Raw genomic sequence first — 16,421 nt, 5'->3', positions numbered from 1 at the left:
GATCAATAGAGCACCAGATATATATTTTTGTGTACTTGGAAAAGAGATTTACTTTTACCAAGAGAATCATTATTATAATGAGTGAGTACTCACTCATTATGCGGAGAATTGAGGAGATCACAATGAAACAAGCCAACCCAGTGATTACAGTAACTCATGTTGACCGTGCTTTCGGCAGCAAGAAGGTATTGAAGGATATTACGCTACAGGTGGAGCATGCGGAAACCTTCGGGATTCTGGGCCCGTCCGGCTCCGGCAAAACCACGCTGGTCAAGCTGCTCACGGGCATAGACGAAGTTACCTCCGGCGAGATTAATGTGCTCGGGGTACGGATGCCGAAGCTTGCCATGCTGCAGCAGATCGGCTATATGGCCCAGTCCGATGCGCTATACACGGAACTGAGCGCCAAGGAGAATCTGGAGTTCTTCGCTTCCCTCTACGGGCTGAAGGGCGGCAACCGCACACGGCGGATCAGAGATGTAATGGAGCTGGTGAACCTGCAGGAGCATTTGCGCAAAAGAGTAGACCAATACTCCGGAGGCATGAAACGCCGCCTGTCACTGGCCATCGCGCTGCTGCATGAGCCGCCCCTGCTGCTGCTGGATGAACCCACGGTCGGGATTGATCCGGTGCTGCGCCAGTCGATCTGGAAGGAACTCAAGGCGTTGAACCGTAATGGCACCACGATTGTACTCACCACACATGTTATGGATGAAGCGGAGAAATGCGGCCGGCTGGCTATGATCCGGGATGGCGTTCTGCTCGCAGTAGATACTCCCGCCGGACTGCTGCAGGCAACCGGCTCCGCTACTATTGAAGAAGCCTTCCTGTACTATGGAGGTGTACGTCCATGAGAATCCGTGCGATTACCTTGAGAATTCTGCAGCAATTCATCCATGATAAAAGAACTATGGCGCTGATGTTCATCGCGCCCCTGCTGGTGCTCAGCCTGATGAGCCTGGTCTTTAACGGTGATGCTTATGAGCCGAAGATCGGTGTAGCCCCCGGTGCTGCAGTGTTCAGCACCGCGCTGGAAGCCCAGAAGGCTGAAATTACCGGCTATGATAATGATGAATCCGGCAACGACGCCCTTCAGGCCGGGGACATTGATGCTTATATTACAATGAAAGGAACCACTCCTGAGATCATGCTGGAAGGCAGCAACCCGACCGCTAACCGTGCCGTAATGATGGCCCTGCAGGAAGCTATGCAGAGCCTGCAGCCGTCAGCGGCAGGCAGTGTACAGAATCAGCCGCAGATCAGCTATCTCTACGGCGCCGAGGATATGAAGACGATCGACCGTTTCGGCCCGATTATGATCGGGGTATTTGTATTCTTTTTCGTCTTCCTGATCGCGGGTGTCTCCTTCCTGCGCGAGCGGACCACGGGAACACTGGAACGCCTGCTCTCCACTCCGCTGAAGCGCTGGGAGATCGTGCTTGGATATGTCTTCGGCTTCGGTATCTTCACCGTCTTTCAGGCGCTGCTGATCTCCTGGTTCTCAATCCAGGTGCTTGGCATTATGATGGCCGGCAGCTTCGGCTACGTTCTGCTGATGACCTTGCTGCTCTCGATGTCGGCGCTGACGCTGGGCACCCTGCTCTCGGCATTTGCCGCCAATGAGCTCCAGATGATCCAGTTCATTCCCCTGGTCATTGTGCCGCAGATTTTCCTGAGCGGACTATTTCCGCTCGATACCCTTCCGCTCTGGCTGCAGCGCGTAGGACTGGCAACCCCCATCTACTACGGCGCCCAGGCGCTGATGGATATCATGATCCGCGGCAAAGGCTGGAATGATATCGCCCTTGATGTATTCATGCTGATCGGCTTCTCCCTGCTGTTCATGCTGCTGAATGTGCTGGCCTTGCGCAAGCACCGCAGAATGTAACTTCGAATTAGCGGTATAGGCTGTGGTACACTTGGAGGTAAGAGCAAGAGAGTTGGAGGGTCCATCATGGAGAAAGACAATGCTGCTGAGCAGCAGGGGCAGGAGCAGTGGATTCAAGAGCTGCTGGCCCTCAGTGAAAAGGAACAAATGACTCCCAAGCAGATATCCATTCTGCAGGCGGCCATTGATACATTCTCGGAGAAGGGGTTCTCGGCAGCGGCCACCAGTGAGATCGCCCAGAAGGCAGGCGTGGCTGAAGGAACGATTTTCCGCTACTACAAAACCAAAAAAGATCTGCTGCTGGCCATCGTAGTCCCCACCATGAGCCGGATGATCGCTCCGTTTGTGATGCGTAATTTCAGCGGTGTGCTGGATGTACCCTTTGAGAGCTATGAAGCCTTCCTTAAGGCATTTATGGTGAACCGGCTCGATTTCGCCCGTAAGAATCTCAAAATTATCAGAATCCTTATCCAGGAGATCCCCTTCCAGCCCGCGCTCAGAGAACAGCTGGTCGAGAATATTCTCAGCCAGGTGCTGGAGCGTGTCACTGTAATTACGGAGCATTTCAAGGAGCAGGGCCAGATTATGGATGCTCCTACTCCTGCGATCATCCGCTTCACCATCTCTTCGGTCATCGGCTATCTGCTGGCCCGCCTGCTGCTGATGCCGGACCATGACTGGAATGACGAGGAAGAAATTGAGCAGACCGTCAGCTTCATCATGCACGGAATTGGCGGGGCAAGGACACTGTAGGCGGCTGGATGGGACATTGCTGGAGCAGCTACGCCATTTCGGGACAGTCTGAGCCGGTCTGGGAGCACATCGTGCTGGCCAGGCTGGCTTTTACTTGGTTGGCTGCTGCTAGTTCTACTGGTTCAACAATGCAACAATTGATGTAATCAGTTCCTCCAAGTGGAAATTCAGTGATAGTTGTATACTATGCAATTAAAAACAGCGAAAAACGTTGCTTGTCTCTTATAACTGTAGTCTGTACAACTAAATCTGCCGAATTGGTGATAACCAGTCTACATAAGGCAGTTTAAGTGTACGAAATACAACTAAACGGAGAATCGCCTGTAAATCAGATGATTTAGTTGTACAATGTACAATTAAGCATACGCATAAGCCATAATCAGGTCACTTCAAACCCTCAGCAAGCGATTTACCCATGTGATTTTCACTACTTTAAATCTGACGCTATACTAGTTCTGCCGCTTCTACTCCCTCACTTATACCTTGCGAACTTCTGCTTCTCTGCTATTCTTGCTCATGCACCTGCCCGGTTCTATTTGCCACCTTACTACTTCTTGTACACAATTTACACATAAATAACTGTAATGGGGTCCGCAGGCGCGGTGAATGATGTTGTCCGGGCAAATAGAGCACCCCAGTCCGCTGCTATCCATCAAGATAACTCCCGCATTGCTTAATTCTTCAGGACAGAGCAGACAGAACTGCTCTCAGCATAATCCCTTTTGAAGGCGTACGCCTGTTCTGTTATTATGGGTACTATAACGATTGTCGAACGGGACAAACCAGGCTTTGGCTTGGGAGCCAGTTAGCCATCAGGAATAGAAGGAAGTGAGGATTACATTGGGTTTCCAGGTACCGGAACGGGTAATCAAGCTGCTGTGCGGCAGAGCCGCTTTTGATCAGGGGGTAGCTTATTATCACGCTCATAAGGTTGATCTTATCTATACAGAGCACAACGATGAAGGGGAATATTCGAAATACCGCGCTGCGGTTCATGGTCTGGAAAGCCATGAAGTAGTGCTGACCATAGATAGTGACGGTGATGTTAACGGGGAGTGTACCTGCCCGGCCTACTACCGCGGCGGACCTTTCTGCAAACATATTGCAGCTGCACTGGTTAGTGTCCTTTATCTCGGCAAAGATATGGACATGGGCCAGACTCCCGATCCGGATGGGCAAGAGCCGGAGGCGTTCACGGGAGAGACCGGTATACTTACACCCCGCCATTCCGGCTCTGCCGGAGACGGATACACCGGGCGCAGTGGGGACCGGCAACTGGTGAGCAGCATGCTCGGGATGTTCACCGGAGTGCGGCAGCGGCCGAGCGGAGCCGGAGCTTATATGGATCTGCGGACACCGCTTCAGGTAGAGTTCATCTGCAAGCCTTTCTCTTACAGCTTCGGCAGCACAATGCTGGGCATAGAACTGAAAGTAGGCCCTAAGCGCCTCTATATCGTGCCCAAAATCCGGGGGTTTCTGGAACGTGTTCACCGGGGTGAGCCTTTTGAATTCTCCAGACATTTCAGTTATGATCCCGCCCTGCACAGCTTCTCGAAGGAAGATAATGAGGTGCTCGTGAAGCTGATTGAAATCATGCTGAATGAAAAAATATACCGCAGCAGCATCAGCCCTTACGCTCCGCATACCGGCACTTCGGGAAATGAACGGTTGCTGGCTGTTCCTCCCTTCTTCTGGGAGAGCCTGCTGCCGGCACTCACGGCCGCCCCTGCAGCCCGTCTGCAGCACGGCCAGGTCCTGCACGAACGTCTATCTCTCTCCGCTGAGGCACTCCCGCTGAGCTTCCAGTTCGATCAGGCGCAAGGAGAGGGGTACCGGCTGGATGTCCAGGGGCTTCAGCAGCTTACGATTCTGGAAGATTACGGGCTTGTCTTGTCTGAGGGCAAGCTGCTGAAGCTGCCGGTGCAGGAATGCGGGCGTCTCGCTGAGCTGAAAAAGCTGCTGAACCCCTCGCGGCAGGACGGAATTGCCATTGCCCCGGAGCAGATGGAGCCATTCATGGAGGGCGTCATTCCCGGACTCAAAAAATTGGGCCAGGTATTCATTGCCGATGCCATCGCGGACAGAATCGTTCAGGCGCAGCTTCACGCCAGACTCTATCTCGACCGGGTCAGAGACCGGCTGCTCGCCGGGCTTGAATTCCAATATGGCGGGATTGTCATTAACCCGCTGGATGAGAAGGCGCATGAGCGGAGCAATGAAGTGATTCTGATGCGGGACGGGGAGGCCGAACGGCGGATTCTCAACCTGATGGCCCATGAGTCCTTCGCACGGACGGAGAGCGGATATATCATGCGGGATGAGGACGGGGAATTCGATTTTCTCCACCATACCATTCCGCTGCTGGAGCCGCTGCTTCAGGTCTATGCCACTACTGCGGTCAAGGAAAGAGTGCTTACGGAGCATGCCATGCCCAAGGTCAGCCTGAGCTGGAATGAGAAGACCGACTGGCTGGACTTCAAGTTCAGCATGGATGGTATTCCGGAGAAGGACATCGTGCTGGTGCTGAAATCCCTGCAGGAGAAGCGTAAGTATTACCGGTTGCCGGATGGTGCGCTGCTCCCGCTGGAAACTGCAGAATTCCTGGAAATTATCGCCCTGATGAATGAGCTTGGCGTTCAGAACGGGGACTTCAATCATGTAGAGTTCTCCCTGCCGCTGGTGCGGGGTCTTCGCCTGCATGCGGATACCGGCAAAGGCGATTCCGTCCAGATCGGCCGGTCGTTCCGGCGGCTGCTGGCCAATATGGCGAGTCCCGAGAATCTGGACTTCCCGGTGCCGGAGAGTCTGGCCCCTGTACTCCGCGACTATCAGCAGTACGGCTTCCAGTGGATGAAGACGCTGGCCCACTACCGCTTCGGCGGCATTCTGGCGGATGATATGGGTCTCGGCAAAACGCTGCAGAGTATCGCCTTCCTGCTCTCCGAGCTTGATGATATCCGTCAGGGCGGAGTCCCTGCGCTCATTGTCACCCCGGCCTCGCTGCTCTACAACTGGCATAATGAGCTGAAGCGTTTCGCCCCGGACATCAAGGCAGCCATTGCCGACGGCAGTGCGGACGAACGCAACCGGACGCTGCGGAATTCAGCCGGCCATGATGTCATCATTACCTCTTATCCGCTGCTGCGCAGAGATGCCGTGGAATACGCCAAGCGGTCTTTCCATACCCTCATCCTGGATGAAGCGCAGATGATTAAGAACCATGAGACGCAGACTGCCCAGGCAGTTAAGCTTCTTCAAGCGCGGTACCGTTTCGCGCTTACAGGAACGCCGGTGGAGAATGCGCTCGAGGATCTGTGGTCAATCTTCGGCGTGGTATTTCCCGGGCTGTTCCCCGGCAAGAAGGCCTTCCATGACCTTCCCCGGGAGACTGTGGCAAAGCGTATCCGCCCCTTCCTGCTGCGCCGCCTCAAAAGCGATGTCCTGAAGGAGCTGCCGGACAAAATCGAATCACTGCAGGCCTCTGAGCTGCTGCCGGAGCAGAAAAGGCTCTACGTCGCTTATTTGGCCAGACTGCGCAAGGAAGCGCTCAAGCATCTGGACAGCGACAGCTTCGGCAACGGCCGGATCAAAGTCCTCGCCGGTCTCACCCGGCTGCGCCAGCTGTGCTGCCACCCCTCCCTGTTCGTGGACGGGTACACTGGAGGATCGGGCAAATTCGAACAGCTGCTGGAGATTATCGACGAATGCCGCAGCTCCGGCAAACGGATGCTGATCTTCTCACAGTTCACGCAAATGCTGGGGATGATCGGGCGCGAACTGGCCCTGCTGGGTGTGCCGCACTTCTATCTGGACGGACAAACACCGGCTTCCCAGCGTACCCAGCTGTGCACCCGTTTCAATGAAGGGGAACGTGATCTATTCCTGATCTCGCTGAAGGCGGGCGGCACCGGCCTTAATCTGACCGGAGCCGACACGGTCATTCTCTACGATCTGTGGTGGAATCCGGCTGTCGAGCAGCAGGCTGCTGACCGCGCCCACCGGATCGGACAGAAGAAGGTCGTGCAGGTCATCCGCCTGGTTGCGCAGGGAACCGTAGAAGACAAGATGTACGAGCTGCAGCAGAAGAAGAAGAATCTGATTGATGAAGTAATTCAGCCGGGACAGGAAGCCCTGTCCAGCCTGAGCGAGCAGGACATCCGCGAGATACTCGCGATATGACAACGGCAGGCTTGCAATAGAATACCTTTCTGCGCCAAATCATACGGCTTCTGTTGCACAAAGTACAATCATGCTGAAGATCTCCTGTGATGCTTGGGAATGAAGGTAATCTTGCTCAGTTTGGAAGCGTTTGGCAAGTCCGGTATAATACAAGGGAAGGCTTGTATCTTATTCAGGAGGTGCTTGTAAATGAGCTTTACGTTGGCGCTTGGAGACTCAGCCCCTGACTTCGCCCTGAAGGCGACGGACGGACAGACTTATTCCCTGGAGCAATTCGCGTCCGCCAGGTTCCTGGTTGTTTTTTTCACCTGCAATCATTGCCCGTTTGTAGTCGGTTCCGATGAGCTTACCCGTGAGGCAGCGGAGAAATTCCGCGATCAGGGTGTCCAATTCGTTGGCATCAATGCCAACAGTGAAACCACGCATCCCGATGATTCGTTCGAGCATATGGTTGCCCGGATGGAGGAGCATAAGTTCCCTTGGACTTATCTGCGTGACGATACGCAAGAGACCGCCCGGGCCTATGGCGCACTGCGCACGCCCCACTTCTATATCTTCGATGAAGCCCGCAAGCTGGTCTACACCGGACGCGGCGTTGATAATCCGCGCGAGACCGGCAAGCTGACCGTCAACAATCTGGATAACGCCCTGACAGAGCTGGTATCCGGGCAACCGGTCAGTGAACCCCTGACCAACCCGATCGGCTGCAATGTGAAATGGGACGGCCAGGATGCCCACTGGATGCCGGCTGAGGCTTGCGATCTGGTGTAACACGGCCGTCTATATAAACCACACTTATGACAACAACCTAACCAGCTTACTGGTTAATCGCGGCGGGACGAGAGGAATTTGTTAATTCCTTACACACAATTCATTGCCGGCAGAATGTAGGCTTCTTAGTACGCACGAAGGCATAAATGTTGTACGTTTTGCAACTCTGATCCCTAGATACCTGGGTGTGCGGGAGGATTGTTGTATGAAATACAACAATAGCTTCGTTGATCGGCCTGAAACGAGGGAATTGCTGCCTTTTGTACAACAATTATAGATTTAGGGCGTGTTAATGGGGGGGAATGTTGTATTCTGTGCAGGATTTTAATAAAGTTACCTGATCTGTGCCACCAACAACGGATGAAATCAGCCCCCCTACTTCAACATTAGCTATACAGAAGTACAAATATACAACTACAATTGAGTGCTCTATGTAAATAAAACAGGGACGCTCCTGAGCCTATAGGCTTGGGAGCATCCCTGTTTTATTTCTTTTGGCTTGCAGCGCCGGGTTTAGACAATTGTAACTCCACCGCTGGCATAACCGGCAACCGTTGTCGCTACATCAATTCCGGCTGATACCGTTGCCGAGAAGACCATCAGCAAACGAGTGCCGGCAGTTACCGGTATACTAAGCCCGGTAGTCAGACCGCTGCTGATCGTACCGAGGGAAAGAACTCCTGTCAATGGCGGAGCTAAAGTTACTGTGGCGCCCGGTACTGCCGTGAAGCTATTATTGGGTGTAGTCGATTGGAATAATCTCGCAGTTATGGTTACGGTTGAACCCACTAAGCTAAGTCCCGCAGTCGTACTGAAATAGCCTGCCAGTGAGGTAATGGTGCCTGCACGCGGTACTGAGAAGGCAAAGTTGAGTAAGGTTCCAGCCGCACCTGTCAAATCAATGATCCCGCCTGTAACACTAACACCTGCAGAGCTGCTGCCAAAACCTACAAGACTGGACGTATTCAAGAGTCCGCCGAGTACCGTTGTCAAAGATACTGGAAGGCCGGAAGCATACGGAATGATTGCCCCTGAACCCGTTGCCCCTGTCGCGCCAGTAACACCGGTAACCCCAGCTGTGCCTGTCGCTCCAGTAACCCCAGTCGCTCCAGCTGTGCCTGTCGCTCCAGTAACCCCAGTCGCTCCAGCTGTGCCTGTTGCGCCGGTAACCCCAGTCGCTCCAGCTGTACCTGTTGCGCCGGTAACCCCAGTCGCTCCAGCTGTGCCTGTCGCGCCGGTAACCCCAGTCGCTCCAGCTGTGCCTGTCGCGCCGGTAACCCCAGTCGCTCCAGCTGTGCCTGTCGCGCCGGTAACCCCAGTCGCTCCGGCTGTGCCTGTCGCACCCGTAACCCCGGTCGCTCCGGCTGTGCCTGTCGCGCCGGTAACCCCAGTCGCTCCAGCTGTGCCTGTCGCTCCAGTAACCCCAGTCGCTCCAGCTGTGCCTGTCGCGCCGGTAACCCCAGTCGCTCCGGCTGTGCCTGTTGCGCCGGTAACCCCAGTCGCTCCGGCTGTGCCTGTTGCTCCAGTAGCCCCAGTCGCTCCGCCGCCAGAACCCGTCGCTCCTGTAGCGCCTTGAGCCCCGGTGGCACCTGTTGCTCCTGCTGCACCTGTGGCACCGGTAGCTCCGCCACCCGAACCTGTCGCTCCTGTGGCGCCTTGAGCTCCGGTGGCACCCGTTGCTCCGGTAATACCGAAGATTTCGCCCAGCAGTTCTGCAGAAACCAGACGATGCGCGGTTACCAGTGCCCCGGTGCTGCTCTTACCCCAGAGCGAAATCTGGACCGGATCATTCACAGTGGCAGGTGTTAAGAAAGTAAACTCTAAACCATCCAGATCAGCAAAGTAGGTAGTGGTTATCGATTGATTCGGAGCAACATCGATCGCCTCGCTGACATACAGGTTTCTGACGCCGCCACTCAAATAGTATCCCTGAACCGATACTGTGGAGGCAGTGATATCACTGCGGTTATCAATTCTGACTGTAACCTGGGTAGTTGGTCTCACACCGCCAACCATATTATTTTCTATCGGTCCCGTGGATAAAAAACTCATCGTTTCAGCACTCCTTTTCCTAGTAAAATAGGATGAATCTCTATACTTCGGAGCTTAATTTCTCATGTGTAACAATGCGATGGGCATTCACCAGCTGGCCGGTAGAAGACTTGCCCCATACTGAAATCCCGATCTCCTCCCCGGTTGCTTCTCCGATCGTAAAAATAAATTCGAACGCATCCAAATCGGCAAAGTAATCCCTGGTTACCACTTCATTCGGAGCAATATTAATAACCTCACTTACATACAATATTCTTGTCGCTCCCAGCAAGTAGCCCTGAATACTGACTGAAGAGCCTACCATGCCATCACGCTTCACCAGCTTTACCGTAACTGTCTGCGTAGGTCTTATTCCCGAAACGGCATTGTTCTCGATAGGTCCTGTTGATAAAATCGGCATCCCGTCTCATCCCTCCTTCCATATCTAGCATTTACGGCGTGAAACTCAGTTACTAGCGACGGTTGATCTTTAATCGCACAATATAATAATATTCTGGCGTCCTCCGGTCGGTGTGGACATAAGACAGGTTCCATTCACCAATATCTGCGGGGGCGCATATCTTTTAATTAAGGAGAGACCGCCCTTGCTGCCGCTTTCCTGCAGAATGACCAACGGAAGAAGGGAGTCCCATGCCCCCTCCTGGAAAAGGAAAGAGACCTGCCGCCAAAAAACCACCAGCCAGCTCCAAAACACAAACTCCAAAAGGGCTTGAGTTCGCCGTGGCTGCCCTTCTTTTGACCGGCAAGCTGAAAGTAGACTCCATCCAGATGTACACGGACGCATCCATGTTCGTCAGTCTGGTAGGCAAATATAAAACCTTAAGTGATCTGAGCAACGACAACGTCGATAAGCTGGTCAGCTTCCTTGATGACAACAGCAGTCTCACCCTGAACGAGATTATGACCGCTTTGAAAAAGAAAGCCGAAAACTCCTGACCACCTAATTAGAAAGTGAAAGTGAGGCGCGGGGATATGGACAGTTTTGACGGGGAGGGTTTCGCCGGTGGTCTGCTGCTGGTGATTGTAATTGCCCTGCTGATTTATGGTTCTACGGACATCAAGAATCTGACCGGTGCGCCTACTGCGGACTAGGCATTTCCTCTATCAGAGATTCTGAAGAGGTCTGCTTGCCGAGCTGGCTTTGTAGTCCATTGCCAAGCGGCATCCATGTGATTACTTATGATACAAAAAGCTGCCTTAACTTTACTGGGGACTGTACCCTGTTTGTGAGGCAGGGATCAAAACGCCTGGTAAGTTTAAGCAGCCCGTCACCGACAATCCATCGGTGACGGGCTATTTAGCTTCACTGAAATCCGAATATCTCTGAATTCTACTCTGCCAAGCTTAGTTTATTTTTTGAATCAGGATAGAGGCGGTGGCATTGGCTTGTGTTCCGCCTGACAGCGTCTGCAGCGTAATTGCCGCTGAACTGGAATGATTGCGCAGAGTCAGGGAATCTCCCGCTGCCGCTACAACAATCACCATTCCGGGATTGGCCTGAGTTCCGGCGCCGGAACCATATATGCCGCCTGCAACAGAAGTACCATTTTGAAAAAGTGAAAATTGATTGGGCTCCACTCCCGTTGCGTTGAACCAGACTGCATAATCTCCAGCAGTACCTATAGTAATCACAGAGCTCCCTGGCGTGTGTGTAATCGCCCCAATTATGGGACCATTATTACTAAAAGTGACATCGGCCTCCAATGGAACCGTTTGGGCAGCCAAATTATAAATATACGCATACTCGGAAAGACCAGCCGGACTGGTTCCTGTCGCACCTGTGATTCCCGTCGCACCCGTAACCCCAGTCGCTCCTGCTACGCCCGTCGCACCCGTAACCCCGGTCGCTCCAGCTGCGCCTGTCGCACCGGTAACCCCAGTTGCGCCTACTTCGCCCGTCGCTCCCGTAACCCCAGTTGCTCCTGCTTCGCCTGTCGCACCCGTAACCCCAGTCGCGCCTGTGATGCCCGTCGCACCTGTAACCCCAGTCGCTCCTGCTTCGCCTGTCGCACCTGTAACCCCGGTCGCGCCTGTGATGCCCGTCGCTCCTGTAACCCCAGTCGCTCCTGCTTCGCCTGTCGCTCCCGTAACCCCAGTCGCTCCGGCTGCGCCTGTCGCACCTGTAACCCCGGTCGCTCCTGCTGTGCCCGTCGCACCTGTAACCCCAGTCGCTCCTGCTTCGCCTGTCGCACCTGTAACCCCAGTCGCTCCTGCTTCGCCTGTCGCACCTGTAACCCCGGTCGCGCCAACTTCGCCTGTCGCTCCCGTAACCCCAGTCGCTCCTGCTATACCCGTACCTGTAACCCCAGTTGCGCCAGCTATGCCTGTCGCACCTGTAACCCCGGTCGCGCCTGCTATACCCGTCGCACCTGTAACCCCAGTCGCTCCTGCTGTGCCTGTCGCACCGGTAACCCCAGTCGCTCCAACTGTGCCTGTCGCACCCGTAACCCCAGTCGCTCCTGCTACGCCCGTCGCACCGGTAACCCCAGTCGCTCCTGCTGTGCCCGTCGCACCCGTAACCCCAGTCGCGCCTGCTGTGCCTGTCGCTCCCGTAACCCCAGTCGCGCCAGCTGTGCCTGTCGCACCTGTAACCCCGGTCGCCCCAGCTTCGCCCGTCGCACCCGTAACCCCAGTCGCGCCTACTTCGCCCGTCGCTCCCGTAACCCCAGTTGCTCCTGCTTCGCCCGTCGCACCCGTAACCCCGGTCGCTCCTGCTGTGCCTGTCGCACCTGTAACCCCGGTCGCTCCTGCTGTGCCTGTCGCACCTGTAACCCCAGTCGCTCCTGCTGTGCCTGTCGCACCTGTAACCCCAGTCGCTCCTGCTGTGCCTGTCGCACCTGTAACCCCAGTTGCGCCTACTTCGCCTGTCGCACCTGTAACCCCGTTCGCTCCAGCTGCGCCTGTCGCACCTGTAACCCCAGTCGCTCCCGTAACCCCAGTCGCGCCTGCTACGCCCGTTGCTCCCGTAACCCCAGTCGCGCCTGCTACGCCCGTCGCACCTGTAACCCCGGTCGCGCCAGCTATGCCTGTCGCACCCGTAACCCCAGTCGCGCCTGTGATGCCCGTCGCACCTGTAACCCCAGTCGCTCCTGCTTCGCCCGTCGCTCCCGTAACCCCAGTCGCGCCTACTTCGCCCGTCGCACCCGTAACCCCAGTTGCTCCTGCTATACCCGTCGCACCTGTAACCCCAGTCGCTCCTGCTGTGCCTGTCGCACCTGTAACCCCAGTCGCACCAGCTACGCCTGTCGCACCCGTAACCCCAGTCGCTCCTGCTACGCCCGTCGCACCTGTAACCCCAGTTGCTCCTGCTGCGCCTGTCGCACCTGTAACCCCAGTCGCTCCTGCTTCGCCCGTCACTCCCGTAACCCCAGTTGCTCCTGCTACGCCCGTCGCACCGGTAACCCCAGTTGCGCCAGCTATGCCTGTCGCACCTGTAACCCCAGTCGCTCCGGCTGTGCCCGTCGCACCTGTAACCCCGGTCGCACCAGCTACGCCTGTTGCACCGGTAACCCCGGTCGCTCCGGCTGCGCCTGTCGCACCCGTAACCCCGGTCGCGCCTGTGATGCCCGTCACTCCTGTGGTAGCTCCCAGGAGTTCAGCAGAAACCAGGCGGTGTGGCGTTACTAAGCCGCCTGAGCTATTTTTTCCCCAGACTGAGATTTGCACCTGTTCATCAATGGTTCCTGAAGTGACAAAAATAAACTCAAATGCATCCAGATCCGCATAATACGTGGTTGTCATTACCTGATTAGGCAGTACATTCAACGTTTCACTGACATATAGCGTGCGGGTTCCATCCAGATAGTAACCCTCTACCGTCACCAAGGAAGACATGGTATCACTTCGGTTATCGATTTTGACCGTGACCTGCTGGGTAGGTCTTAGCCCGCCTACCGCATTATTTTCAATCGGTCCTGTAGATAAAAAGCTCATCTTGAGTTCTCCTCTCCGAATATTTTAATAGTGATAACAACTTACTATATTCGAGCCATCACTGGAGGTGTGGACAAAGCCGGATATCTATTGCAAATACCGGATGTTATGGGTTGCATTTTCCGGAAACAAGGTTCCGCTTGACATTCCGCTATTGCTTTCTTCCAGAAATTCGCTATACTGATAAAAATCATATTGAATCAATGACCGGGAGAGTAATGGCCCTGAACCCTAGTCCCCAGCGAGCCGGGAGAGTGTAAGCCGGTACAGATCAGGATTATGAAGCGCACCCGTGAGATGGACTTCTGAACCTTAAGAGTAGGAAGCCCCGGCTAAAGACCGTTAACCTGCAAGGTGGTTGAACTGTATGTTCAGCAACGAGAGTGGTACCGCGAGCGCATAAGCCTCGTCTCTTTTGAGACGAAGGCTTTTTTTGTTGTTTTTTCACCTTACGGACCCTTGAAGTCTTCCGCCCTCAGCCACTGCTTACACCATTCACAACTATTTCGGGAGGTACTTATTCATGTTAAGCGAGCTAATTAAAGACAGTCTGGAACAATGTATTCACAAAGTATCTGAAGAACTGGGAGTTCCCGGCAGCACTCAGGTAAAAGCGGCTCTGGAGCAGCCTGCGAATGCGGAGCATGGGGACTATTCCAGCAATATTGCCATGCAGTTGGCCCGCACCCTGCGCAAAGCCCCGGCCGTCATCGCAGAACTGATCATCGCCGAGCTGAAGTCATCGGGCTCCGTAAACGGACTGCTGCAGAGAATCGAGGTTGCGCCGCCGGGTTTCATTAATATGTACATCGATTGGCAGGTGTGGGCCCAGACTGATTTTGCAATTCCGCAGGCTGGCGGTGAGAAGGTTATTGTAGAGCATACTAGCGTTAATCCGAATAAGAGCATGCACATAGGACACCTGAGAAACTCCTGTATCGGGGATGCACTGGTTAGAATTTTGAGAAAAACCGGCTATACGGTCGAGGTACATAACTACGTGGATGATCTCGGCAATCAGCTTGCAGATACTGTAGTCGGCCTTTTGAATGTCCCGCTTGCCGGGGAGCATGTCCGTTTCGGAGATTACTGCTGGGATATTTACGCTGAGATCAACAAGGAGTACGCGGAGCATCCTGAAAGTGTAAATAAACGGACTGAAATTCTTCACGCGCTGGAAGAGGGGCATGGCAATACCGCCTGGATTGGCAACCTTGTCGCCGGACAGATTGTAAAAGAGCATGTGGAGGAGATGCGCAGCTTCGGCATTCACTACGACCTGCTTGTTTGGGAGAGCAGTATTCTGAAGGAAGGCTTCTGGTCTTCTGCCTTTGACCTTCTGTCGCAGACAGAAGTGTTCGTTCAGGAGAAGGAAGGCAAGCTGGCCGGCTGCTGGGTGCTGAAGCAATCCGCTGGCACTGGCGCACAGGAGACACAGGAGACAGAAGAGGAGCATCTGAAGGATAAGGTGCTGGTGCGCTCGAACGGGATTTTGACCTATACGGCCAAGGATATCGCTTATCATCTGTGGAAATTCGGCCTCTTGGACAAGGACTTCGCCTACAGTGAATTTGGCAGCGGGCTGTGGACGACCGGCTTGAGGGGTGAGACGCTGCCTTTTGGACGCGCAGACAAGGTCGTGAACGTGATCGACTACAGACAGGAGTATCCGCAGGCGATGGTAAAGCAGGCCTTCCAGGCACTGGGCTACAGCGAGCAGGCGGATCGGCTGCATCATGTAAGTTATGGTGTAGTTTCGCTAAGTCCGGCTTCCGCCGCTGAACTTGGTATTGATACCTCCGCCGGCAAAAGCTCCTACGCCATGTCCGGACGCCAGGGCATCGGCATCAAGGTTACCGAGCTGGTCCGGCTTATGGAGCATTCCATTGAGGCTACCCGTTCCGACAAAAACGGCCTGTCCAGCCGGCTCATCGCCACCGCTGCCATCCGCTACTATCTGCTGCGCTTCAATCTGGGTACAGAGATTGTGTTTGACTTCAAACAGGCCATGGAGATTTCCGGCAACACTGGCGTTTATCTGATGTATGCCTATGCCCGGGCAAGCCGTGTGCTCAGTAAAGGCAGCGCTTTGGCGGAGAGAGGTACCGGAAATAGCGGCGGCAACGAGCATGGCGGGAGCCGGGAGTACGGGGGGCACGGGAATAGCGGGGATAACGGGAGCAGCAAGCATAGCGCGAGCAGCGGGCCTGACGGGAGCAACGCGCATGGCGGGCTTCCGCTCTTTCCGCCGCAGCTTGAGGCAGCCGAGCTCGCCCTGCTGAGACAGCTCAGCCTGTGGCAGGACGCCCTATATACGGCAAGCCGGGAGCTTACGCCGAATACGATCTGTAACTATGCGCACAGTCTGGCCGTACTGTTCAGCAATTTCTACTCCGCCTGCCCGATCCTCAAAGGAGAGGCTTCCAGCGTAGCCTTCCGTCTATGGCTAACCCGGAGCTTCACCGATACTTTAGGCGAGGCGCTGGATGTACTCGGTCTGCCTAAGCCGGAGCGGATGTAAGCTGGGACGAAGAAGCGGTAGAGAGTCCCGCATAGTTCAAGTAGGGCTTATAGTAGATAACTGTACTCATCGGGTGAAAATGATGTTGGTTACTTGGGGGATCGCTGTAGGCGAGCGGGGGTTTGGGTTTGAGTAACAATAGTAATAGTCTAGCGGATGGCTGTACAAAGAGTGACTTGAATGCTCAGACGCTTGGGTATCCCCGCTGCCGCCCGGCTTCTCATCCTCCGGACGACAAAAGAGCCTTCCCGAAGGAAGGCTCTTACTTGACGTCCCGGAAGGGATACAGCCAAATTTCGGCTGATTGCGATGTATTCCTATCGA

General features: G+C 54.7%; 10 protein-coding genes and 1 other annotated feature. Of the genes, 7 read left to right on the top strand and 3 right to left on the bottom strand.

The window, feature by feature from the left end; translation table 11 throughout:
* The first annotated feature begins 122 nt into the window (after positions 1-122).
* The 5 genes from NYE33_RS10875 to NYE33_RS10855 all read left to right on the top strand — a co-directional run bounded on the left by NYE33_RS10875 (position 123) and on the right by NYE33_RS10855 (position 7,591).
* Complete coding sequence (locus NYE33_RS10875) at positions 123-854, top strand: ABC transporter ATP-binding protein (protein WP_340942769.1); 732 nt, start codon at positions 123-125, stop codon at positions 852-854.
* On the top strand, positions 851-1,888 hold the full coding sequence (locus NYE33_RS10870; protein ID WP_341065737.1) for an ABC transporter permease: 1,038 nt from the start codon (positions 851-853) through the stop codon (positions 1,886-1,888). Before NYE33_RS10875 ends, NYE33_RS10870 begins: the two co-directional genes overlap by 4 nt.
* A 66-nt stretch (positions 1,889-1,954) precedes the next feature.
* Positions 1,955-2,641, top strand: a complete 687-nt coding sequence (locus NYE33_RS10865; protein ID WP_341065735.1) for a TetR/AcrR family transcriptional regulator — start codon at positions 1,955-1,957, stop codon at positions 2,639-2,641.
* A gap of 828 nt (positions 2,642-3,469) precedes the next feature.
* Entirely contained in the window at positions 3,470-6,820 is a 3,351-nt protein-coding gene (locus tag NYE33_RS10860) for a DEAD/DEAH box helicase (RefSeq protein WP_341065732.1), read from the top strand.
* A 189-nt stretch (positions 6,821-7,009) separates the two neighbouring features.
* Positions 7,010-7,591 (top strand): thioredoxin family protein, encoded by a 582-nt coding sequence (locus tag NYE33_RS10855; RefSeq protein WP_042139683.1) that lies wholly within the window; start codon positions 7,010-7,012, stop codon positions 7,589-7,591.
* A 513-nt stretch (positions 7,592-8,104) separates the two neighbouring features.
* Here the strand turns inward: NYE33_RS10855 and NYE33_RS10850 are convergent.
* Complete coding sequence (locus NYE33_RS10850) at positions 8,105-9,643, bottom strand: exosporium glycoprotein BclB-related protein (protein ID WP_341065730.1); 1,539 nt, start codon at positions 9,641-9,643, stop codon at positions 8,105-8,107.
* Positions 9,644-9,683: 40 nt separating this feature from the next.
* Positions 9,684-10,043 carry a hypothetical protein gene (locus tag NYE33_RS10845; protein WP_042139685.1) on the bottom strand — a complete coding sequence of 120 codons (360 nt, stop codon included), beginning with the start codon at positions 10,041-10,043 and terminating at the stop codon, positions 9,684-9,686.
* Between the two features lie 230 nt (positions 10,044-10,273).
* On the opposite strand from NYE33_RS10845, the gene NYE33_RS10840 reads away from it, so the two are divergent.
* Positions 10,274-10,579 carry a hypothetical protein gene (locus tag NYE33_RS10840; RefSeq protein ID WP_039310734.1) on the top strand — a complete coding sequence of 102 codons (306 nt, stop codon included), beginning with the start codon at positions 10,274-10,276 and terminating at the stop codon, positions 10,577-10,579.
* A gap of 408 nt (positions 10,580-10,987) precedes the next feature.
* On the opposite strand, the gene NYE33_RS10835 is transcribed toward NYE33_RS10840, so the two are convergent.
* The gene (locus NYE33_RS10835; RefSeq protein ID WP_341065727.1) at positions 10,988-13,576 is read right to left on the bottom strand and encodes a beta strand repeat-containing protein; all 2,589 of its coding nucleotides are present in this window, start codon (positions 13,574-13,576) and stop codon (positions 10,988-10,990) included.
* Positions 13,577-13,770: 194 nt separating this feature from the next.
* Positions 13,771-13,993: a binding site (T-box leader), on the top strand.
* 106 nt (positions 13,994-14,099) lie between these two features.
* On the opposite strand from NYE33_RS10835, the gene NYE33_RS10830 reads away from it, so the two are divergent.
* Positions 14,100-16,097 carry an arginine--tRNA ligase gene (locus tag NYE33_RS10830; protein ID WP_341065724.1) on the top strand — a complete coding sequence of 666 codons (1,998 nt, stop codon included), beginning with the start codon at positions 14,100-14,102 and terminating at the stop codon, positions 16,095-16,097.
* Positions 16,098-16,421: the final 324 nt, after the last annotated feature.

The organism is Paenibacillus sp. FSL R10-2199 (assembly GCF_038000235.1).
GTDB lineage: Bacteria > Bacillota > Bacilli > Paenibacillales > Paenibacillaceae > Paenibacillus_AQ > Paenibacillus_AQ phytohabitans.
Note: the sequence above shows the minus strand (reverse complement) of the source record. Positions and strands in the feature narration are given on the sequence as shown.